Source organism: Microbacterium sp. SCN 69-37 (assembly GCF_001724435.1).
Taxonomy (GTDB): domain Bacteria; phylum Actinomycetota; class Actinomycetes; order Actinomycetales; family Microbacteriaceae; genus Microbacterium; species Microbacterium laevaniformans.
Window position 1 is genome coordinate 18809 of record NZ_MEEL01000016.1, and the last position, 19624, is coordinate 38432.

General features: G+C 69.9%; 20 protein-coding genes. 10 read left to right on the forward strand and 10 right to left on the reverse strand.

Features of this window, described 5'->3' with window-relative positions; all coding sequences use genetic code 11:
- Nucleotides 1-16 precede the first annotated feature (16 nt).
- The 4 genes from ABS64_RS01465 (at nucleotide 17) to ABS64_RS01480 (ending at nucleotide 5117) form a co-directional block, all read left to right on the forward strand.
- Nucleotides 17-1636 carry a DHA2 family efflux MFS transporter permease subunit gene (locus ABS64_RS01465; RefSeq protein ID WP_016464194.1) on the forward strand — a complete coding sequence of 540 codons (1620 nt, stop codon included), beginning with the start codon at nucleotides 17-19 and terminating at the stop codon, nucleotides 1634-1636.
- A 78-nt stretch (nucleotides 1637-1714) separates the two neighbouring features.
- On the forward strand, nucleotides 1715-2164 hold the full coding sequence (locus ABS64_RS01470; protein WP_288119708.1) for a MarR family transcriptional regulator: 450 nt from the start codon (nucleotides 1715-1717) through the stop codon (nucleotides 2162-2164).
- On the forward strand, nucleotides 2161-3513 hold the full coding sequence (locus tag ABS64_RS01475) for an MFS transporter (RefSeq protein WP_204947806.1): 1353 nt from the start codon (nucleotides 2161-2163) through the stop codon (nucleotides 3511-3513). The genes ABS64_RS01470 and ABS64_RS01475 overlap by 4 nt, the downstream gene beginning before the upstream one ends.
- Nucleotides 3514-3698: 185 nt before the next feature.
- On the forward strand, nucleotides 3699-5117 hold the full coding sequence (locus ABS64_RS01480; RefSeq protein WP_292680496.1) for an HNH endonuclease signature motif containing protein: 1419 nt from the start codon (nucleotides 3699-3701) through the stop codon (nucleotides 5115-5117).
- Between the two features lie 186 nt (nucleotides 5118-5303).
- Here ABS64_RS01480 and ABS64_RS01485 read toward each other — a convergent pair whose 3' ends face one another.
- The 3 genes from ABS64_RS01485 to ABS64_RS01495 form a co-directional block, all read right to left on the reverse strand.
- Complete coding sequence (locus ABS64_RS01485) at nucleotides 5304-5444, reverse strand: hypothetical protein (protein ID WP_197017266.1); 141 nt, start codon at nucleotides 5442-5444, stop codon at nucleotides 5304-5306.
- 109 nt (nucleotides 5445-5553) lie between these two features.
- Nucleotides 5554-6135 carry a DUF1349 domain-containing protein gene (locus ABS64_RS01490; protein WP_061683811.1) on the reverse strand — a complete coding sequence of 194 codons (582 nt, stop codon included), beginning with the start codon at nucleotides 6133-6135 and terminating at the stop codon, nucleotides 5554-5556.
- Complete coding sequence (locus tag ABS64_RS01495; RefSeq protein ID WP_292680286.1) at nucleotides 6132-8189, reverse strand: beta-galactosidase; 2058 nt, start codon at nucleotides 8187-8189, stop codon at nucleotides 6132-6134. The genes ABS64_RS01490 and ABS64_RS01495 overlap by 4 nt, the downstream gene beginning before the upstream one ends.
- Before the next feature lie 71 nt (nucleotides 8190-8260).
- Here ABS64_RS01495 and ABS64_RS01500 point away from each other — a divergent pair, with 71 nt between their 5' ends.
- A complete protein-coding gene (locus ABS64_RS01500; protein WP_292680287.1) occupies nucleotides 8261-8863 on the forward strand; it encodes a TetR/AcrR family transcriptional regulator in 603 nt (200 codons plus the stop codon).
- Nucleotides 8864-8908: 45 nt separating this feature from the next.
- The gene (locus ABS64_RS01505) at nucleotides 8909-9265 is read left to right on the forward strand and encodes a hypothetical protein (RefSeq protein WP_036286965.1); all 357 of its coding nucleotides are present in this window, start codon (nucleotides 8909-8911) and stop codon (nucleotides 9263-9265) included.
- A gap of 20 nt (nucleotides 9266-9285) precedes the next feature.
- Here the strand turns inward: ABS64_RS01505 and ABS64_RS01510 are convergent, their stop codons facing one another.
- Both ABS64_RS01510 and ABS64_RS01515 read right to left on the reverse strand, forming a co-directional pair.
- Nucleotides 9286-9627, reverse strand: a complete 342-nt coding sequence (locus tag ABS64_RS01510; protein ID WP_292680289.1) for a peptide ABC transporter permease — start codon at nucleotides 9625-9627, stop codon at nucleotides 9286-9288.
- The gene (locus ABS64_RS01515; RefSeq protein WP_292680291.1) at nucleotides 9624-9950 is read right to left on the reverse strand and encodes an RNA polymerase subunit sigma; all 327 of its coding nucleotides are present in this window, start codon (nucleotides 9948-9950) and stop codon (nucleotides 9624-9626) included. The genes ABS64_RS01510 and ABS64_RS01515 overlap by 4 nt, the downstream gene beginning before the upstream one ends.
- Before the next feature lie 150 nt (nucleotides 9951-10100).
- Here ABS64_RS01515 and ABS64_RS01520 point away from each other — a divergent pair, with 150 nt between their 5' ends.
- Complete coding sequence (locus tag ABS64_RS01520; RefSeq protein WP_292680292.1) at nucleotides 10101-10589, forward strand: MarR family transcriptional regulator; 489 nt, start codon at nucleotides 10101-10103, stop codon at nucleotides 10587-10589.
- Here ABS64_RS01520 and ABS64_RS01525 read toward each other — a convergent pair.
- The gene (locus ABS64_RS01525) at nucleotides 10574-11065 is read right to left on the reverse strand and encodes a MarR family transcriptional regulator (protein ID WP_292680294.1); all 492 of its coding nucleotides are present in this window, start codon (nucleotides 11063-11065) and stop codon (nucleotides 10574-10576) included. The genes ABS64_RS01520 and ABS64_RS01525 overlap by 16 nt on opposite strands.
- Nucleotides 11066-11138: 73 nt before the next feature.
- On the opposite strand from ABS64_RS01525, the gene ABS64_RS01530 reads away from it, so the two are divergent.
- The 3 genes from ABS64_RS01530 to ABS64_RS01540 are packed head-to-tail and all read left to right on the forward strand — an operon-like array spanning nucleotide 11139 to nucleotide 15242.
- The gene (locus tag ABS64_RS01530; protein WP_288119613.1) at nucleotides 11139-12752 is read left to right on the forward strand and encodes a carboxyl transferase domain-containing protein; all 1614 of its coding nucleotides are present in this window, start codon (nucleotides 11139-11141) and stop codon (nucleotides 12750-12752) included.
- Nucleotides 12753-12756: 4 nt separating this feature from the next.
- Entirely contained in the window at nucleotides 12757-14745 is a 1989-nt protein-coding gene (locus ABS64_RS01535; protein ID WP_292680296.1) for an acetyl-CoA carboxylase biotin carboxylase subunit, read from the forward strand.
- Nucleotides 14742-15242 carry a MaoC family dehydratase gene (locus tag ABS64_RS01540; protein ID WP_036286952.1) on the forward strand — a complete coding sequence of 167 codons (501 nt, stop codon included), beginning with the start codon at nucleotides 14742-14744 and terminating at the stop codon, nucleotides 15240-15242. The genes ABS64_RS01535 and ABS64_RS01540 overlap by 4 nt, the downstream gene beginning before the upstream one ends.
- On the opposite strand, the gene ABS64_RS01545 is transcribed toward ABS64_RS01540, so the two are convergent.
- The 4 genes from ABS64_RS01545 to ABS64_RS01560 are packed head-to-tail and all read right to left on the reverse strand — an operon-like array spanning nucleotide 15243 to nucleotide 19566.
- Nucleotides 15243-15833 carry a TetR/AcrR family transcriptional regulator gene (locus ABS64_RS01545; protein ID WP_036286949.1) on the reverse strand — a complete coding sequence of 197 codons (591 nt, stop codon included), beginning with the start codon at nucleotides 15831-15833 and terminating at the stop codon, nucleotides 15243-15245. It abuts the gene before it with no gap.
- A gap of 42 nt (nucleotides 15834-15875) precedes the next feature.
- Entirely contained in the window at nucleotides 15876-16721 is an 846-nt protein-coding gene (locus tag ABS64_RS01550; protein ID WP_036286947.1) for a transglutaminase family protein, read from the reverse strand.
- A complete protein-coding gene (locus ABS64_RS01555; RefSeq protein WP_005047726.1) occupies nucleotides 16718-17650 on the reverse strand; it encodes an alpha-E domain-containing protein in 933 nt (310 codons plus the stop codon). The genes ABS64_RS01550 and ABS64_RS01555 overlap by 4 nt, the downstream gene beginning before the upstream one ends.
- A complete protein-coding gene (locus tag ABS64_RS01560; protein ID WP_292680301.1) occupies nucleotides 17644-19566 on the reverse strand; it encodes a circularly permuted type 2 ATP-grasp protein in 1923 nt (640 codons plus the stop codon). Before ABS64_RS01560 ends, ABS64_RS01555 begins: the two co-directional genes overlap by 7 nt.
- Between the last annotated feature and the right edge of the window lie 58 nt (nucleotides 19567-19624).

The window sequence follows — 19624 nt, forward strand, 5'->3', positions numbered from 1 at the left end:
GATAAGCTAGCTATTCATGAAGGACGTCACGTCACGCCGCTGGATCGGCCTGGTCTTCATCAGCCTCGCGGTCGCGCTGATCATCGTGGACTCGACGATCGTCAACGTCGCGATTCCGGCGATCGTCGACGACCTGCGGATCACCTCCACACAGGTGCAGTGGGTGCAGGAGGCGTACACGCTCGTGTTCGCCGCGCTGCTGCTGCTGTTCGGGTCGCTCGCCGACCGCATCGGACGGCGACGCCTGCTGCTGATCGGCGTCGCATTGTTCACGGTCGCGTCGGTGATCGCCTCGTTCGCGCCGACGGGCGACCTGCTGATCCTCGCCCGTCTCGTGCAGGGCGTCGGCGGTGCGATGATGCTGCCCAGCACGCTGTCGCTGCTGAACGCGACCTTCCAGGGTCGTGAGCGCGGCATCGCCTTCGCGGTCTGGGGGTCGACGATCGGCGGAATGGCGGCGGTGGGGCCCCTCCTCGGCGGCTGGCTGACGACCTCGTTCTCGTGGCGGTGGGCCTTCGGCATCAACATCCCCCTCGGCGTGATCATCGCGATCGGCGTGCTGTGGGCGGTGGGCGAGTCGCGCGCCCAGAACGCGCCCGCGATCGACGCGCTCGGCGCGGTGCTGTCGGTCCTCCTCTTCGGAGCGCTCGTCTTCGGACTGATCGAAGGCCGCACCCTCGGATGGTGGGACGTCGACGCCCCGTTCACCGTCGCCGGCTGGAGCTGGCCGTTCTCCGTCTCGCCCGTACCGGTCGCCTTCGCGCTGGCACTGTTGGCGGCGGTGGGCTTCGTGACGTGGTCGCGGCGCCAGGCGCGTCGGGGACGACCGACCCTGCTCGATCCCCGCCTCTTCTCCATCGCGAGCTTCCGCAGCGGCAACATCGCCGCGCTCGTCGTGGCGCTGGGCGAGTTCGGGATCATCCTGTCGCTGCCGCTGTGGCTGCAGTTCGTCCTCGGATTCGACGCCCTGCAGACCGGCCTCATCCTCATCGCGCTCGCCGCGGGCTCGTTCGTGGCCAGCGGGTTCGCGGGAGCCTCCAACGGCAAGGTCAGCGCGGTGCTGATCGTCCGCGCCGGACTCGTCGCCGAGATCGTGGGCGTGGTCGCGGCGGGCCTCGTCGTCGGCGCGGATGCCGGGACGCAGTCGGCCTGGCTGTGGCTGCTGCCCGCGCTGTTCGTCTACGGCTTCGGCGTGGGACTCGCCACGGCGCAGCTGACCGGAGTCATCCTGCAGGACGTGCCGGTCGAGCTGTCCGGACAGGGGTCGGGGACGCAGTCGACGGCCCGACAGGTCGGCTCGGCGCTGGGGATCGCGATCCTCGGAACGGTGCTGTTCACCGGCACCGCCGGCATCCTGTCGTCGTCGCTCGACGACCGCGGCCTGCCGCCGCAGCAGCGCGATCAGATCGTGTCGGCCGTCGTCGACAGCTCCGGCGGCGCCATCGCGGGCCTCGCCGCGAACCCGGCGACCGCGCCGATCGCCGCTGACGCGAAGGCGGCGTTCTCCGATGCGACGCGACTGTCGGCGTTCACCGCGGCCGGCTTCCTGGTGGTGGGACTTCTCGCGACCATTCCGCTGGGCCGCGAGCGGCGGCGAGGCGAGACGGATGCCGAGGAGCCGCCCGTGCGGAGCTGAGAACCGGCGCCGGCGGCATCCGCCTGACACCGTCCACGTGATACTTAGCAAGACTAATGAGCGATGCTAAGTATCAGCATGAGCCCCGAGACGCCCGCCCCCGCCGCACCCGACCTCTCCGCACCCGCCGCCGAACTGCGCATGGCGACCTTCCGTCTGGCGCGACGACTTCGCTCCCAGCGGGCGGTCGACACCATGAGCGACGCGCAGTTCGCCGTGCTGGCCGCTCTGTCGGTGCACGGGCAGCACACCCTCGGCGAACTCGCCGACCGGGAGCGCGTGTCGGCGCCGTCGATGAACCGCACGGTGAACGGCCTGGAGGAATCGGGCTACCTCACGCGCACGACCGACGCCGACGACCGCCGCAAGGTCAACATCGCGCTCACCGACGCGGGTCGCGCGGTCGTGGAGGAGACCGTCCGGCGCCGCGACTCGTGGCTCGAAGACGCCCTGGCCGCATTGACGGCGTCGCAGCGCGAGCTGCTGCGCTCCGCCGCCGAGCTGATGCGGGAGGTGGCAGCCCGATGAGTTCGCCCACCCGCGCGTCGAATGCGATGTTCCGCTCTTTCTCGGTCTTCAACTACCGCGTCTGGTTCATCGGCGCACTGGTGTCCAACATCGGCGCGTGGATGCAGGCCACGGCGCTCAGCTGGGTCGTGCTCACGCAGCTCACGCACAACGACGCGGGGGCGATGGGCGTGACGATGGCGTTGCAGTTCGCGCCTCCCCTGCTGCTGGTGAGCGTGACGGGCTGGGTCGCCGACCGCTTCGAACGGCGACGGCTGCTGATGGTGACGCAGAGCTCGCTTCTCGTGCTCGGGGCGACCATCGGCATCCTGATCCTCAGCGGCGTCATGACGCTTCCCCTCATGTACGTCTTCGCCTTCGCGCTGGGTCTCGTGGCGGCGTTCGACAACCCGACGCGCCAGGCGTTCGTGTCGGATCTCGTCGACCGCGAGAACGCCTCGAACGCGGTGGCACTGAACGCGGCATCCTTCAACGGCGCCCGGATGATCGGGCCCGCCGCCGCCGGCGTCGTGATCGTCGCGGTCGGCACCGGCTGGGTGTTCCTGATCAACGCGGTGACGTTCCTCGCGATGATCGTGGCTCTGCGGCTGATCCGCTCCGAGGAACTCGTGCCGCGCATCACGGCGCCCGGGGCATCGCGTCTGGCCGACGGCTTCCGCTACGTCGGCAGCCGCCCCGACCTCATGGTGACGTTCGTGATGGTGTTCCTGCTCGGCGCGTTCGGCATGAACTTCCCGATCTTCGCCTCGACGATGGCCCTGGAGTTCGGACGGGATGCCGACGGCTACGGGCTGCTGAGCTCGATCCTGGCCATCGGCTCACTCGCCGGGGCCCTGTTGGCCGCCCGGCGGGATCGTGCGCGGATGCGTCTCGTGATCGTGGGCACCGGCATGTTCGCGGTCGCGGGAACGGTCTCGGCGTTCATGCCGGACTACTGGCTGTACGCCATCACGCTGATGTTCACCGGGTTCTCGGTCGTCACGACGCTCACGACGGCGAACGGCTACGTGCAGACGACGACCGATCCGGCGCTGCGCGGGCGCGTGCTCGCCCTGTACATGGCGATCCTCATGGGCGGAACGCCGATCGGCGCGCCCATCGTGGGCTGGGTGGCCGCGGAGTACGGGGCGCGTGCCGCCATCCTGCTGGGGGCCGCGGCGGCATTCGTCGCCTTCGCCGGCGGCTTCGGATGGCTGCTGTGGTCGGGGCGCCTGCACCGTCACGAGTCGCGCCGCTTCGCCCTCTCGCTGGACGAGACCCGGCCCCTGTCGATCGTGACCCCGGAGGAGTTCAGCGACGAGGTGGCGGGAACGACGCCGATCTCGCTGCCCGATCCGACACGGCGGTAGCACCACCACGAATCGGCCTCTGCCGCCACCCATCATGCATCGCACCCCGTCGCGGATCACGACGTGTGCGAAATGTCCATTGCAGTATTCGAATCTTTGTTCTATTATCGAAGGAGAGAAGCCCCGCGTATCCCCCCGATCCTGATGCGGGTTCTGCGCTCCGGCCTGTCCGGAGCGAGGGGATGATGCACGTGAGCGCGCAGCGGGAAGACGTGGCCGACATCGGCCGCATGCTCGATACGCCGTGGCCGGCGCTGGACCGGCTGGTCGCCGATGTGGTGGATGCGCGGCGGCGGATAGCCGAAGTCCAGGCCGAGGAAGCTCGACTTCTCGCCGACGCGGTCGGACTGGTCGCGGATCGGACCGCGTTGCTGCGACAAGAAGCTCAGCAGCGGGGCAGCTCACCCCTCCGGTCGAGCGACGCGGACCTGCCGCTTCGGGAAGTGGCGCTGGAGTTGGGCATGGCGATGCGCGCCTCAGACCGGGGCGTGCAGCGACGGATGTCCGAGGCGTATCTGCTGACCACGCTGTTTCCTCGCACCCACGCGTCATGGGCCGACGGCGAGATCGACGCAAGCCATGCCTGGGCCATCGCGCGAGCGGGCGCGGTGCTGCGGACGAGCGAGGATCGCGCCCGCTTCGAAACCCTCGCGCTCGAGGCGGCACGGACGGAATCTCCCTCGCGAATGACCCAGGCGGCGAAAGCCATCGCGGCGACCATCGACCCGGCGGCGTTCGACGACGCCGTGCACCGGGCAACGGACGAGCGATCCGTGCGCCTGTTCGACCTCGACGACGGCATGGCTAGACTCATCGCCGATCTGCCCGCGCCGATCGCGTACGCGATCTACGACTCGCTCACGACACGCGCTCGGACGATCGTCGACCGGACCGACACCGACACCGACACCGACACTTCCAAGGATGCGTGCGGCGAGCCCCGGCGAGCCCGAGGCGACGATGCCGACACCGTCGTCACCAGCCGATCCGCCGACGCGGAGCGCCGCACCCTCGCGCAGGTCCGCGCCGACGTCTTCGGCGACCTCCTGCTGACCGCAGCACCATCGACGACGGCCACCGGTGCGGGCCTGGACGCCATCCGCGCCCGCATCCAGGTGACGGTCCCCGCATTGACCCTCGCCGGAGACCCGGCGGGCGGACCTGCCATGCTCGCAGGTCACGGCCCCATCGACCCGGCGATCGGCCGCCGACTCGCGGGACTGGCGCCCGGCTGGGATCGTGTGTTCACCGATCCGCACACCGGTATCCCGGTCGCCGTCGACCGCTATCGCCCCAGCGCGGAACTCTCCCGCTACCTCGCCGCGCGCGACGAACGGTGCCGCGCGCCCGGTTGCACCCGGCCGGCCCACGGATGCGACCGCGACCATACGACCGCAGCGGCAGACGGCGGCGCGACCGCCCACGAGAACCTGGCGCACCTCTGCCGACGCCACCACACGATGAAACATCACACCGCCTGGCGTGTGCGCCATCTCGGTGGCGGAACACTCGAGTGGACCGGCCCCACGGGGCGCCGCTACACCGACCGGCCACCGTCACTGGTGAGGTTCGTTCCCGCGACCGAGGATCCGCCCCCGTTCTGAGCGAGGTGGGCACAGGTCAGCGAGCAGTCGACGCTCCTGCGACGACCCGCACCACGGCGAGCGCACACGCGTCGTGGGTCAGACGCGACGGGCCCGCGAGCGACTCCGACACGACGTCGTCCCAGGGTGCACCCGGAGTGCACGCTGCTCGGGCCGACGTCCAGCCGTCGCGGAAGGGACCCCGCTTCACGACGTGGCAGCCGGGCCGGAACCCTCGCCGCTCGCGAGGGATTCGGCGGCGCGCGCGTCGAGCAGCTGCTCGAGCGCGTCGAGGTCGTACCCCCGCACGTAGCCGCGGAAGAACTCTGCCAGGGCGTCGGCCGGCAACGTCCTGATCCAGGCACGCGCAGCGGGCGTGATCGACGGAGAGCTCGAACAGCTGCGAGACCTCGTCGCGCGCACGCAGGAGCTGCGCCGGTACGAGCCGCGGGCGCGATCAGTGCAGCGACGCGTCGGCGTCGGTGTGCAGCCACTCGGTGAACACGACCTCGAGGCCGGCGCGCGTCGGCGCACACACCATCGGTCCCGCCTGCGCGTCGAGATCGCCGCGGAACGGCGCGACCCGCACCAGACGCAACGGCTCGCCGTCGACGCCGGCGCGTACCGTGAGGGCATCCTCGCCACGGCTCACGCGCACGCGCAACGGCCGCCCGGCCCACTCCGGCACGGCCCCGACCGACCAGTCCGACATGATGTCGGTGACGACGGCGCCGACGCCGAGCACACCGTCGGCGTTCTCGACTCCGGCCTTCATCCAGCGCTCATCGTCGGCGCGCACGAACAGTCCCGCCTGATCGAACTGCGCTGTGAAGTCGGCCTCGAAGACGACCTCCATGGCCGTCCCGACCGGCAGCGGTGCGATCAGCGCGTGCTCGGTGTCGTGGATGAAGCCGTACGCCGTGCGGCGCCATGCGTCACTGCCTTCGACGGCCGTGACGGCCAGCGCGTCGCCCTGGGCGCGCACGGCTGCCGGCGGGGTCGTCCACGTTCCGCCGTCCCAGGCGATGCGCTCCCTCATGCGTCCATCCTGTCGCGACCGGCACCGACGGCGGCGGCATCCGCCGGACCCGCGTGCAGGGTCAGCACCTCCACGCCGCGCGGGGCGACGCGCAGACCGTCTCCGGCATCGACGACGACCTCCTCGTCGGTGCGGTTGACGAGGAACACGTGCCGGGTCGCCTCGTCCCCGCGGACGATGACCTCGAGCCGGCCTCCCGCCGCGAGCGGGTCGGCTGCGAGCGCGTCGATCTCACCGGCGAGACGCTCGAGCAGAGCCCGGGTGCCCTCCCGACCGAGGTCGGCGGACACGTAGGTCGCCGACCCGGTGCCGACGCGGCGGTGGGTGACGGCCGGCATCCCCGCGAGCTCGCCCGCCGCATAGGTGTCCAGCACCTCGACGTCGGCGCCGACGCGGGCGATCCGCTCGCTCCAGTGTGCCGCCCGTGCCCCGGAGGCGAGCAGGGCCGATTCTTCGGGCAGAAGCGGCACGAACTCTTCCACCGTCACGCCGAGGACGTCGCGAAGGGCACCCGGGTAGCCCCCGAGCCACACCCGGTCGTGCTCGTCGACGATGCCGGAGAAGTACGTCGTCACGAGATGACGACCGCTGCGGACGACGTCCTCCAGCCGGGCGCGCAACGCGTCGGGCATGACGTGCAGCATCGGCGCGATGACGACCTCGTAGTCGTCGAGGGATGCCGAGACGGGAACGACGTCGGCGCGCACGCCGAGGTCCAGCAGCGCGCGATACCAGGCCAGCGTCTCGTCGTCGTAGCGGATCGCGTCGGTGGGGTGCGAGTCGCGCCCGCTGACCCACCAGGACTCGTAGTCGAAGACGACGGCGACGCGGGCACGCTCGCGGTGCGAACCGGTGACCGCCGACAGCTCCCCCAGACGCGCGCCGAGCGCGACGACGTCGCGGAAGACGCGGCTGTGCTCGCCGGCGTGCGGCACCATGCCGGAGTGGTAGCGCTCGCCCCCGGCCCGCGACTGACGCCACTGGAAGAAGCAGACGGCATCGGCGCCGTGCCCGACGTGGGTCAGCGCGTCGCGCAGCAGCACGCCCGGCCGCTTGGGCGGGTTCACCTCGCGCCAGTTGATCGCACTCGGCGCGTGCTCCATCAAAAACCAGGGCCGCCCCTCGGCGATGTTGCCGGTGAGATTCGCCCAGAAGGAGAGGTCATCACGGCCGATCTCCCCGGGACGCAGGTAGTGGTCGTTGGAGACGAAGTCGACATCCCCGGCCCACGAGGGGTAGTCGATGTCGCGAACGTTCTGCGCGACCATGAAGTTCGTCGTGAACGGGATGTCGGGCGTGACCTCGGCGAGCACGGCGGCCTCGGCGCGCAGGTGCTCGCGCACCGCGTCCGACGAGAACCGCTCGAAGTCGAGCCGCTGGCCGGGGTTGCGGTGCGTGGGCGCGGTGCGCGGGGGCAGGATCTGATCCCACTCGGTGTAGTGCTGCGACCAGAACGCCGTTCCCCACGCGTCGTTGAGAGCATCGAGCGTCCCGTAACGCTGCCGAAGCCAGCCGCGGAAGGCGCGGGCGGCGTCGTCGGAGTAGTCGTAGATGTTGTGGCAGCCCAGCTCGTTCGAGATGTGCCAGGCGATGATCGCAGGATGCTCGCCGTAGCGCTCGGCGAGGGCGCGCACGAGTCGCAGGGCGTGCTCACGGAACGCGGGAGAGGTGGGCCGCCAGTGCTGGCGGGCACCCGGCCACAGCACGGTGCCGTCCTCGGTCTGCGGAAGGATCTCGGGATGCCGCTGCGACAGCCAGGCCGGCGGGGAGGCCGTCGCCGTGGCGAGGTCGACGTCGATGCCGTTCTCGTGCAGCAGATCGATGACCTCGTCGAGCCAGGTGAAGTCGTATTCGCCCGGACGCGGCTCCAGCAGCGCCCAGGAGAAGATCGCGAGTGACACGACGTTCACCCCGGCCTCGCGCATCAGACGCATGTCCTCGGCCCAGACGTCGCGGGACCACTGCTCGGGGTTGTAGTCGGCGCCATAGCGCATGCGCCGCGCCTCCGTCGCTCCGTCTCGGACCCAGCGATACTCCCGTGCCTGCGTTGCCATGACGGCATCCTATCTCGAATATCGTGCAGATGCACGGTTTTTTGACAGGCCCCACGGTACGCTGTCATGCCATGACGACCCCGACTTCGGCTCGCCGCGGTCCGTACGCGAAGTCGGCCGAACGGCGCGCGGAGATCATCGCGTCGGCGACGGCCATCTTCAGCGCGCACGGCTACCGCGGAGGTTCGCTGCGCCAGATCGCCGCCGAGCTGGGGCTCGGCCTGACGACGGTCATGCATCACTTCCCGACGAAGGTGTCGCTGCTGGCAGCCGTCTTGGAGCAGGAGGATGCCGCAGATGCCGACTTCCTCGCACGCACCCGTCGCGACGGACTCATCCCGACCGTGCTGGGCATCGTCGAACGCAATCTCGACCGTCGCGAGTTGGTGCGCATGTTCTCCATCGTCTCGGCGGAGGCCACCTACCCCGGACACGAGGCACACGACTGGCTGCGCCAGCGGTACGCGCGCGTCATCGCCGACTACGCCGGCGCGATCGCCGCCGATCGCGCCGCCGAAAGGATCGACCCGCCCGTCGGCGACGACACCGCTCTGGCCGCCCTGGTCATCACGGGGTGGGAGGGCGTTCAGATCCGCTGGCTCGCCGATGATTCGGACCCCGTGGCGGCCATGTCCCTGCTTCTGTCGAGTGCACTGCGACCACGGGCGGCATAATGGGTTTGTGCCTTCCGGCACGCTGAAGCCGAGAATCGAAGCCCCATGCCCTATCGCAACCAGGAAACGGTCGCGTCATGGGTGCGCGATTACCTCGAGGACCGCAACGTGGACGCTTCCTCCGTGTCGGTTCTCGAGAAGGACTTCACCCCGGGACCGGACTCCGGCCTCGTCGTCGTCGCCTTGAGCAACGCGTCCACGGTCACCTACATCCAGCCGGTCATCGCCGACGGCCACCCGCGGTGGGTGGTGACGTTCGAGCCCCGGACCGAGGGTTTCGACCTCGACGCCGCGGGCGTGGCCCGCCTGTCGGCCGATCTCTCCACCCTCGCCGACCTGTGCGGTTATCTGCAGGAACGCACCGAGCAGGCCATCGCCGACGCACCGACGGCCGCGGTCTGAGCCGCACCGCGCGGTGCGATCTAGATCAGAGGCGTCGTGAACACGGCGGTCGCCAGCGCGCCGAGCGCGACGATTCCGCTCACCGTCGCCGCCGCCTGCCACAGCGCTTGCGCGCGCGTCGACGGCGACTCGACACCGGGTTCGGGCCGCGCGGCATGAGCGCCGAACACCGCGCGCTGAGCGTCGACCAGGGTCATGTAACGGCCGACGGGGGTCGAGCGCGAGTCGAAGCCGACGAAGTGTCCGTCGGGTGTGCCCTCCACGCAGCCCACGTAGTCACCGGCGCGTGACGCGACGAAGAAGCCCTCACTGACACGGGCCCAGGTCACGCGCCCCGTGGACGCCGGAGCGATGATAGTCATGCCACGGCCGCCAGCTCCGCGCGCGACGGAACCGTGGCGCGCGCCCGCTCCATGACGATTCCGGCGGCCGACGCGGCCGCCTGGGCGATCTCGTTCACGCGTGCCGGATCGAGGCGGATCGGCTCCGCGTCGTCGAACTCGAAGCGCAGGGGAATCGCGCTGTGCACCCACAGAGCCGTCCGACCGTCGGCGGGCGACGAGAACGACAGGCTGAAGCCCTCCGACCTGCGGAGCTTGGTCATCGCGACCATCCGCAGATGGGCGAGGTCGACATCTTCGATCTCGATCGCGTCGGAGCTGTTGCCGTAGTACATGCGTCCCATCGTGACTCCCCTCGGTGTGGTGCGTTGCGCCCGGTCGGTTACGAGAAAGGTTATTCCGCAAATAAGTAGTTAGTCAAGCGAGATAATTCATGAGCTATATTGGTGGCACCGTAGCTTTTCGGCGACGACTTCTTCTGGGAGGTGAGCGAGGTGACGACCGCACACACGTCCGACGCAACCTCCGTGCTGGACGCCCTGGCGCGTTTCAGAGCGGCCGACGCGCAGATGCATCAGCGCGTGCGCACCCATGCCGCCCTCGGCGAGAACGAGCTGCGCATCCTTCAGTACGTTCTGGCCTGCGACCGCGCGGGCACCGACGTCAAGCCGAGCGAGATCTCGCGCCACCTCGGCATCAGCTCCGCGTCGACGACGGCCCTGCTCGACCGACTGGAGCGCCTCGGGAGTGTTCAGCGCGTGAGCCATCCCACCGATCGGCGCAGCATCCTCATCGCTCCGACCGCGCGCGCGGCAGCCGAGGTCGCCGCCCTCGTCGACGCGTTCGAGGACCGTGTCGCGCGGGCCATCGATCAGCTCTCCGACGACGGTCGCGCAGCGGTGTTGGCCTTCCTGGATGCGGCGACCGGGGCCGCTGACGATATCGCCGACCCCGCGGGCGCTCGCGACTACGCGTCGATGTGATCGACCGCGACGCGCATCGCGTCGAGGAAGCGGATGACCGTGTCCCGCTGGTCCTGATCCATTTCGCGAACGACCGCCATCATGCGCTCGTGCATCGCTGAGAGCGTCTGACGCACCTCGTCATCGGACTTCTCGCTGGAGCGGATGAGCACGCTGCGGCGATCGCCGGGGTTGGGGGTCCGCGTGATGTGGCCCGACTTCTCGAGCCGGTCCAGCAGTGCGGTCGTGGACGCGGAAGTGATCCCGAGATAGCGGCTCAGGGCGACGGGCGTCACATCCTCGTGGCGCAAGCGTGCGCGCGCGAGGAAGCGGAGCACGAGAAGCTCGTTCTCTCCCATGTCCATCGACTGCTGGGTCCTTCGCCGCATCGCCACCTCGGCGGCCCGGTAGGAGCGCATGGCTTCCATGACCGACGTAGAGCGCGCATCTTCGTCCACGTACCAGTAGGACGGCGACTGCTCGGCGGGCATGCTCATCGCAACATTGTGCCGCACCAGCGCGGGGGCCCCAGATCAGTGACGACGGTGGACATTCCCCGCCGCAGGCGCTATGTTTCTGATCGGGTTACTGATTGATAACCGAAATGAGGATGCCGTGTCGACGAAGGCGACGGACGGGTACCGCGAGCTCGTGGCGACGCTGCGCGCCGTGCGCGAGAGAGCCGCGCGGGGCGGCCCCGACAGCGCGCGCCAGCGGCACACCTCCCGCGGCAAACTCCTGGCTCGCGACAGGATCGACCTGCTGCTGGATCGCGGAAGCCCGTTCCTCGAACTCGCTCCCCTCGCCGCGCACGGTCTCTACGGCGGCGACGCTCCCGCCGCCGGCGTCATCGCCGGCATCGGCCTCGTCCACGGGCGGCACGTGATGGTCGTCGCCAACGACGCCACCGTCAAAGGCGGCACGTACTATCCGATGACGGTGAAGAAGCACCTGCGCGCACAGGAGGTCGCGGCCGAGAATCGCCTCCCGTGCATCTACCTCGTCGACTCCGGCGGCGCGTTCCTGCCCCTCCAGGACGAGGTGTTCCCCGATCGCGAGCACTTCGGTCGCATCTTCTACAACCAGGCGCGGATGTCACGCGACGGCATCGCGCAGATCTCCGCGGTGATGGGCTCCTCGACCGCCGGCGGCGCCTACGTCCCGGCGATGAGCGACGAGACCGTGATCGTGCGCGACCAGGGCACGATCTTCCTCGGCGGTCCGCCTCTGGTCAAGGCCGCGACCGGCGAGGTCGTCACGGCGGAGGAACTCGGGGGCGGGGTGACGCACTCGCGCATCTCGGGCGTCACCGATCATCTCGCCGAGAACGATCATCACGCCCTTCAGATCGTTCGCGACATCGTCGCCACCTTGCCGCGCTGCGCCGCGCTGCCGTACGATCTCGGCCCGGCCGATCCGCCCGCGCACGACGCCGACACTCTCTACGACGTTGTCCCGGTCGAGCTGACCACTCCCTACGACGCGCGCGAGATCATCACACGACTCGTCGACGACAGCCGGTTCGCGGAGTTCAAGCAGGAGTACGGCGAGACCCTCGTCACCGGCTTCGCACACATCCACGGCCACCCCGTCGGCATCGTCGCCAACAACGGCGTCCTGTTCGCCGAGTCGGCGATGAAGGGGGCGCACTTCATCGAACTGTGCGACCAACGCGGCATCCCGCTGCTGTTCCTCCAGAACATCACCGGTTTCATGGTGGGGCGCGAATACGAGCACGGCGGCATCGCCAAGCACGGCGCGAAGATGGTCAACGCCGTCGCCTGCACCCGCGTGCCCAAGCTCACGGTCGTCGTGGGCGGGTCGTTCGGTGCCGGGACCTACTCCATGTGCGGTCGCGCCTACTCCCCGCGCTTCCTCTGGTTGTGGCCGGGAGCACGGGTGTCGGTCATGGGCGGCGCACAGGCGGCATCCGTGCTCTCGACCGTGCGGGGCGAGCAGCTCAGCGCCGCCGGCAACGCCTGGACCGAGGAGGAGAAGGCGGCGTTCGAAGCGCCCATCCGCGACCAGTACGAACGCCAGGGCAGCCCCTACTACTCCACCGCGCGGCTCTGGGACGACGGCGTGATCGAGCCCGCGCAGACCCGCGACGTGCTCGGACTCGCCCTCGACGTCGTCTCCCGTGTCCCGATGACCGACGCCGGCTACGGCGTCTTCCGGATGTGATCGCATGACCACCATCACGAAGGTGCTCGTCGCCAACCGCGGCGAGATCGCCGTGCGCATCATCCGTACGCTCCGGAGCCTCGGCATCCGCTCGGTCGCCGTCTTCAGCGACGCCGACGCGGATGCCGTGCACGTCCGCCTCGCCGACGAGGCGGTGCGCCTCGGGCCCGCCCCCGCCGCTCAGAGCTACCTGTCCATCGAGCGGGTGCTGGATGCCGCGCGGCAGACCGGCGCCGAGGCCGTCCACCCCGGTTTCGGCTTCCTTGCCGAGAACGCCGCCTTCGCGAGCGCCTGCGCGGATGCCGGCATCGTCTTCATCGGCCCGAGCCCCGAGGCGATCGAGATCATGGGCGACAAGATCTCGGCCAAGCGGACGGTGGAAGCCCGGGGTGTGCCCACCGTGCCGGGGCTTGCGCGCGCCGGCCTCACCGACGCGGAGCTGATCGACGGCGCTGCCGGAGTCGGCTTCCCCGTCCTCATCAAGCCCTCCGCGGGCGGAGGCGGCAAAGGGATGCACGTCGTCGAGGAGGAGGCGCAGCTTCCGGCCGCCGTCGCCGCCGCCCGGCGCGAGGCGGCGGCGTCCTTCGGTGACGACACCCTGTTTCTCGAGCGCTACGTCACGACGCCACGGCACATCGAAGTGCAGGTGATCGCCGACTCCCACGGCAACATCGTGCACCTCGGGGAGCGCGAGTGCTCGCTGCAGCGACGGCATCAGAAGGTCGTCGAGGAGGCTCCCTCTCCCCTGCTGGATGCCGCGACGCGTGCCCGCATCGGGGCCGCCGCATGCGAGACGGCGCGCAGCGTCGGGTACGTGGGCGCCGGCACCGTGGAGTTCATCGTCCCCGCGGACCGTCCGGACGAGTTCTTCTTCATGGAGATGAACACGCGCCTGCAGGTGGAACATCCCGTCACCGAACTCATCACCGGCCTCGACCTGGTGGAGCTGCAGCTGCGCATCGCGGCGGGCGAGGCGCTGCCGTTCCGGCAACAGGACGTGCGCCTGAACGGCCACGCCATCGAGGTGCGCGTCTACGCCGAGGATCCGCAAGCGGGGTTCCTGCCCACCGGCGGCCGGGTCGAACGGGTCGTGCACCCGTCGGGACCCGGCATCCGCGTGGACACCTCGCTCGAGGACGGCCTCGACGTTTCCACCGACTACGACCCGATGCTCGCGAAGCTCATCGCGTGGGCTCCGAACCGCGAAGAGGCGCGGTGTCGTCTCGTGGATGCCATCGCCGAGACCGCGATCTTCGGGTTCGAGACCAACCTCACCTTCCTGAAGCTGTTGCTCGAGCGGCCCGAAGTCATCGCCGGTGAGCTCGACACCGGGCTCATCGCCCGCGTCTTCGAGCACCTGCCCTTTCCCGAGACCTCGGAGCGCACCTTCGCGGAAGCCGCGCTCGTCATGCACGCACAGCCGACCGGCACCACCGCGACGGGTCCGACCGGCCCGACAGGACCCTGGGCGCGCGCCGACGGGTGGCGGCTCGGTCCGGCGGTACCGAGCGCGTTCGACCTCGAGACCTCTGCGCGGCGGGAGCGGGTGCGGGTGTGGGCGTCGCCGCTGCGCGTCGCGGTCGGTGACGGCGGACCGCGAGCCGCCACGGTCGCCCTCGACGAGGGACGGGCGACGGTCGGCATCGGCGGTCTCGGACGCTCCTTCGCGTTCGCGGCGGGATCGGGCGGAGTCTGGCTCCGTACTGACGCAGACGCGGTTCTCGTGCGCGAGCACCGCGCGACATATGGAGCGGACCGCACCGCCGACGCCTCCCCCACACTCACCTCCCCTCTCCCGGGCACGGTCGTCATGGTGGCGGTCGACGAGGGCGCCCATGTCGAGGTGGGCGACGCGATCGTCGCGGTGGAGGCGATGAAGATGGAGCATGTGCTGCGCGCAACGGTGGGCGGCACCGTGCGGCTGACCGTCGCCGCCGGCGATCAGGTCGCCCGCGGCGGCGTCGTGGCCACGATCGAGAGGGAAGACGCATGAGCGACGGCATCGCCGCGGCACGGATCGAGCAGCGGGGGCTCTATTTCGAGGAGTTCATCGAGGGGGCGCTCTACGTGCATGCCCCCGGGCGTACCGTCACGGAAGCCGACAACGTGCTGTTCACGACGCTCACCATGAACACGCAGTCGCTCCACCTCGACGCGGCGTGGGCTGCGGGCACCGAGTTCGGGGAGCGCCTCGTCAACAGCATGTTCACCCTGTCGACGCTGGTCGGCCTGTCGGTCGCCCAGCTCACGCAGGGAACGATCGTGGCGAACCTGGGCTTCGGCCAGGTGGCGTTCCCGGCGCCAGTACGCGTCGGCGACACCCTCTACGCCGAGACGCTCATCACCCGAAAGCGCCTGTCGTCGTCCCGACCGGGGCAGGGCATCGTGGAGTTCGCCCACACGATGCGCAACCAGCGCGACGAGGTCGTGGCCACCGCGACGCGCATGACCCTCATGCGATGCCTGCCCGCGGCGCCGCGACGGGCGTGATCATCCCTCGACCAGAGCCCGGTGCGCCATCGCGGCGAGGATGCCGGCTGCCGCCGCACCGCTGGCGGGCGCGCTGTGGGGCGTGGAGTTGAGCAGACCGAAGACCCCGAGCAGCCGCGTCTCGCGTTCGGCCGCACTCAGGCGAGGAACGGCCGCGGCGAGCACGGTGTCCCAGTCCTGCACGTATTCGCGCTGCAGCCGCCGTACGCGTTGGTTGGTCTCCGCGTCGAGTCCGGCCAGCTCCCGATCCTGGATGCGGATGATGTCAGGGGCCGCGGTCGCGAAGCCGATGTGGAATGCGATGAGCTCGTCCAGCGCAGCGCGCGCCGCGGCGGCATCCGTCACCGGGCCGGCACCGAGGATCTCCCGAGCGCCCTGGAGCAGACGCTCGCTCGCGTCGAGAAGCAGCTCCGCCAGCAGCGCATCCTTGCTCCGGAAGTGCTTGTACAGGGCCGGGCCGCTCATCCCGACGGCTTCCCCGATCTCGACGGTGGTCACCGCCGCGAACCCGCGCCGCGCGAAGAGCGCGGCGGCCTCCGTGAGCAGGCGTGCTCGACGATCAGCCTTCTGCGAGCTGCGCCACGTCGTCACCGGTTCAGCCTACCGAGCCGCTGCGCAGTCCCCGCGGAGGCGTCACGCTTCCCGGGTGATGGTGACCTTCACGTGCAGGTTGCTCTTGAACGGGCCGGCGTAGACGCCCCGCAGCGGCGGGATGTCGTTGTAGTCACGGCCGCGGCCGACCAGCACGTGCCGGTCACCGATCTCGGCGTTGTTCGTCGGGTCGAAGCCCTGCCAGCCGCCCGAGAACCACTCCACCCAGGCGTGCGACTCACCCGTCACGGGCACGCCGACCTCGGCATCCGGCTGCGGATGCAGGTACCCCGACACATAGCGCGCAGGGATGCCGACCTCGCGCAGCGCCCCGAGGGTGATGTGGGTGATGTCCTGGCAGACGCCCTTGCGCTCGACCCATGCCTCCGCACCGGTCGAATGCACGCCGGTGATGCCGTGCATGTACTCCATCGCGTCACCGACGGCGGTCGCGATCTCCAGCGCCGCGCGGGCGGGCTCATCGTGACGGGCGGCGATGTCGCGCGCGAGCTCGGCGACCTCGGGATGCGGGCTCGTGCGGGTCGACTGCCCGAGCATCTCCACCGTGCCGATCGAGCGCACGCTCTCGGCTGCGAGCCGCTCCCAGCTCAGCTCGGGGAACTCGAGCGGCCGCGGGCGCACCTCGACGAGCGAGCGGGCGGTGATCTCCAGCGACCGGTGGCCGGCAAGCACGTCGAAGGCGGCGACGCGAGTGCCGAAGTAGTCGAGGTAGTAGTTGACGCTCGTCGACGGATCGATGTCCAACTGCGAGCTCAGCACGAACTGACTGTCGGTGGAGATGGGCAGCATCCGCGCCTCGTTGTACGACGCCCCCACGTCTCCTTGATAGGCGAAGCCGGTGGTGTGCTCGATGCGCAGCCGCATCATGATGTCTCTCCGATCCAGCTCGGCTCGGCGTGCGTGGGGAAGAAGCGCCCGCGGATGGCTTCCGAGGCCTCCCGCGTGACCTTCTGCACACGCTCCATGTGATCGGGCAGCTCGCTGAGGATCTCGCCGATCGGCCGGTACTCGAGGTCGTTGCGGATGCGTCCCAGCGCCCGCAGCACGGTGTTCGAGTGGCCGACCCGATCGGCCACGGGGTCGATCTCCCGCATGCACGCTTCGGCCTGGGCGATCGAGTAGATGATCGAGCGCGGGAACAGCCGGTCCAGCAGCAGGAACTCAGCTGCGTTGGACGCGCTCGGCATCCCGCGATAGGTGCGTAGATACGCCTCGTAGGCGCCGCAGGAGCGCAGGATCGTCGTCCACGACGGACCGGATGCCTCGGTCAGCGCGCGCGTCGCGAGAAGCCGTGCGGTCATGTCGGTGCGTTCGATCGCCCGCCCCAGCGTCAGGAACTGCCACGCCTCGTCCCGGCTCGTGGAGGAATCGGTGATGCCGACGGCGAGCGCGGAGCGCTCCCGCACCCACTGGAAGAACTCGTGCACCTTCTCGTTGTGCAGGCGGCGCGGCATCCGCGAATTGGTCGTATTCAGCGTCTCCCACAGCTCCGTCGAGACGATCTCGCGCGCGCGGCGGGCGTTCTCGCGCGACGCCTGCACGGCGTAGGCGATGCTCGACGGGTTGGCGCGGTCGACGGCGAGGCTGGTCAGCACGTCGGAGCGGGTGACCTCGACCGTCGGTGGTGGCGGCACCGAGCCCATGACACCCATGAGCGAGCGGCAGGCCGTGTCCTCATCGATCCAGGGGTCCTCCAGCAGCAGCTGGAGGTGCACGTCGAGGATGCGGGCGGTGCCGTCGCTGCGCTCGATGTAGCGTCCGATCCAGAACAGGCTCTCGGCGATCCGGCTCAGCATGGCATCACCTCCGCATCCGCCCCCGCGGCACGCACCGCACCCGCAGCACCCGCCGTATCCGCGCGTCCCCCTTGCAGCCCACCGTGTCCCACTTGTTGCGCAGCGTGTCCCACTTCCGGTCGCCCCAGGCCCTTGCAGACGGCAGATTCTGGGACACGCTGGCGGGTGGATGCCGCGGCATCCCGCACCGGCGGCTGTCGCCGCACCGGCGGCTGTCGCCGCACCGGCGGCTGTCGCTTCACCTCCTGCGCATCGCGGCCCTGCTGCTGCTGCTCCTGCTGCTCCTGCGTGCTCAGAGGGCGATCCTGCGGCGAGTGCGACTGCTCGCCCTGCGCGTCGTAGATGATCGGGATCGCCTCGGTGACCGAGGCCTGATCGGCGACCAGTCCCGCCAGTCCGCCCGCGGTCTGCACGACGCGGTCACCGCGGTGGGGGGCGTCGCCGCCGACGATCCAGGTGTCCTTCGAGCCGCCACCCTGTGAGGAGTTGACGACGAGCTGCCCCTCCGGCAGAGCCACGCGCGTCAGGCCCCCGGGCAGCACCCAGACCTCGTCTCCGTTGTTGACCGCGAACGGACGGAGGTCCGCATGGCGCGGGCGCATCCCGTCCTCGACGAGGGTCGGGATGGTCGAGAGCATCACGACCGGTTGAGCGATCCACCCACGCGGGTCGCGGATGAGCTTCTTGCGCAGCTTCTCGAGCTCCGCGGGCGACGCGTCGGGGCCCACCACGAGGCCCTTTCCGCCCGAGCCGTCGACCGGCTTCACGACGAGCTCGTCCAGCCGGTCGAGCACCTCTTCGAGGGCGGCCGGCTCCTCGAGCCGCCACGTGTCGACGTTCTTGAGGATCGGCTCCTCCGCGAGGTAGTAGCGGATGAGGTCGGGCACGTACGTGTAGAGCAGCTTGTCGTCGGCCACCCCGTTGCCCACGGCATTGGCGATCGTCACGTTGCCCAGCCGCGCGGCGAGCATGAGGCCGGGCGCTCCCAGCATCGAATCGGCGCGGAACTGCAGCGGGTCGAGGAAGTCGTCGTCCACACGGCGGTAGATGACGTCGACGCGGCGCGGCCCGCGAGTGGTGCGCATGAAGACCTTGCCTCCGACGCACTGCAGGTCGCGCCCCTCGACGAGCTCGACGCCCATGAGCCGCGCCAGCAGCGTGTGCTCGAAATAGGCCGAGTTGTACACACCCGGCGTCAGCACGACGACGTTCGGGTCGTCGATGCCGGGCGGGGCCGAGGCGCGGAGGGCCTGCAACAGCTTGTTGGGGTAGTCGCCGACGGGACGCACCCGCATCGAGACGAACAGCTCGGGGAGCGTCTGGGCCATCACCCGACGGTTGGAGATGACGTAGCTGACGCCGGACGGCACCCGCACGTTGTCCTCCAAGACCCGCATCTCGCCGTTCTCGTCGCGGATGAGGTCGATGCCGGCCACCTGGATACGCACGCCGTTGGCCGAGTGGATGCCGGCGGCCTGGCGGTAGAAGTACTGGCTGGAGGCGATCAGCGCAGCCGGCAGCACGCCGTCGCGCACGCAGTGCTGGTGGCCGTAGGCGTCGTCGAGGAACGCCTCGAGGGCGCGCACGCGCTGCTGCACGCCCTTCTCGATGTTCGACCACTCGTCGTACTGGATCACACGGGGCACGGCGTCCAGCGGGAACGGACGCTCCTCTCCGGCGAAGTCGAAGGTCACGCCCTGCGCGAGGTACGAGCTGGCGAGCGACTCGGTGCGTCCGCGCAGCTCCTCCTGAGTCATCTTGGCGAGCGCCTGATACAGCTCGCGGTACGCCGGACGGGAGGTCGCTGCGGCGCCGGCGGGGGCGGGCGCCGCGAACATCTCGTCGAAGGCCGCGACGCCGGAGACGGTCTTGCGCGGAGCCAGCGTCGAGCCGTATCCGTCGAACAGGTCACCCATGCCATGAGCCTAGCCCGGGCCGTGTTTCCTGAGTGTGACGACGGATGCCGCGGCATCC

Coding starts and splice junctions, on each gene's coding strand:
- ABS64_RS01465 (WP_016464194.1), top strand. CDS start 17: ATGAAGGACGTCACGTCACGCCGCTGGATCGGCCTGGTCTTCATCAGC.
- ABS64_RS01470 (WP_288119708.1), top strand. CDS start 1,715: ATGAGCCCCGAGACGCCCGCCCCCGCCGCACCCGACCTCTCCGCACCC.
- ABS64_RS01475 (WP_204947806.1), top strand. CDS start 2,161: ATGAGTTCGCCCACCCGCGCGTCGAATGCGATGTTCCGCTCTTTCTCG.
- ABS64_RS01480 (WP_292680496.1), top strand. CDS start 3,699: ATGCACGTGAGCGCGCAGCGGGAAGACGTGGCCGACATCGGCCGCATG.
- ABS64_RS01490 (WP_061683811.1), bottom strand. CDS start 6,135: ATGAGGGAGCGCATCGCCTGGGACGGCGGAACGTGGACGACCCCGCCG.
- ABS64_RS01495 (WP_292680286.1), bottom strand. CDS start 8,189: ATGGCAACGCAGGCACGGGAGTATCGCTGGGTCCGAGACGGAGCGACG.
- ABS64_RS01500 (WP_292680287.1), top strand. CDS start 8,261: ATGACGACCCCGACTTCGGCTCGCCGCGGTCCGTACGCGAAGTCGGCC.
- ABS64_RS01505 (WP_036286965.1), top strand. CDS start 8,909: ATGCCCTATCGCAACCAGGAAACGGTCGCGTCATGGGTGCGCGATTAC.
- ABS64_RS01510 (WP_292680289.1), bottom strand. CDS start 9,627: ATGACTATCATCGCTCCGGCGTCCACGGGGCGCGTGACCTGGGCCCGT.
- ABS64_RS01515 (WP_292680291.1), bottom strand. CDS start 9,950: ATGGGACGCATGTACTACGGCAACAGCTCCGACGCGATCGAGATCGAA.
- ABS64_RS01525 (WP_292680294.1), bottom strand. CDS start 11,065: ATGAGCATGCCCGCCGAGCAGTCGCCGTCCTACTGGTACGTGGACGAA.
- ABS64_RS01530 (WP_288119613.1), top strand. CDS start 11,139: ATGTTTCTGATCGGGTTACTGATTGATAACCGAAATGAGGATGCCGTG.
- ABS64_RS01535 (WP_292680296.1), top strand. CDS start 12,757: ATGACCACCATCACGAAGGTGCTCGTCGCCAACCGCGGCGAGATCGCC.
- ABS64_RS01540 (WP_036286952.1), top strand. CDS start 14,742: ATGAGCGACGGCATCGCCGCGGCACGGATCGAGCAGCGGGGGCTCTAT.
- ABS64_RS01550 (WP_036286947.1), bottom strand. CDS start 16,721: ATGATGCGGCTGCGCATCGAGCACACCACCGGCTTCGCCTATCAAGGA.
- ABS64_RS01555 (WP_005047726.1), bottom strand. CDS start 17,650: ATGCTGAGCCGGATCGCCGAGAGCCTGTTCTGGATCGGACGCTACATC.
- ABS64_RS01560 (WP_292680301.1), bottom strand. CDS start 19,566: ATGGGTGACCTGTTCGACGGATACGGCTCGACGCTGGCTCCGCGCAAG.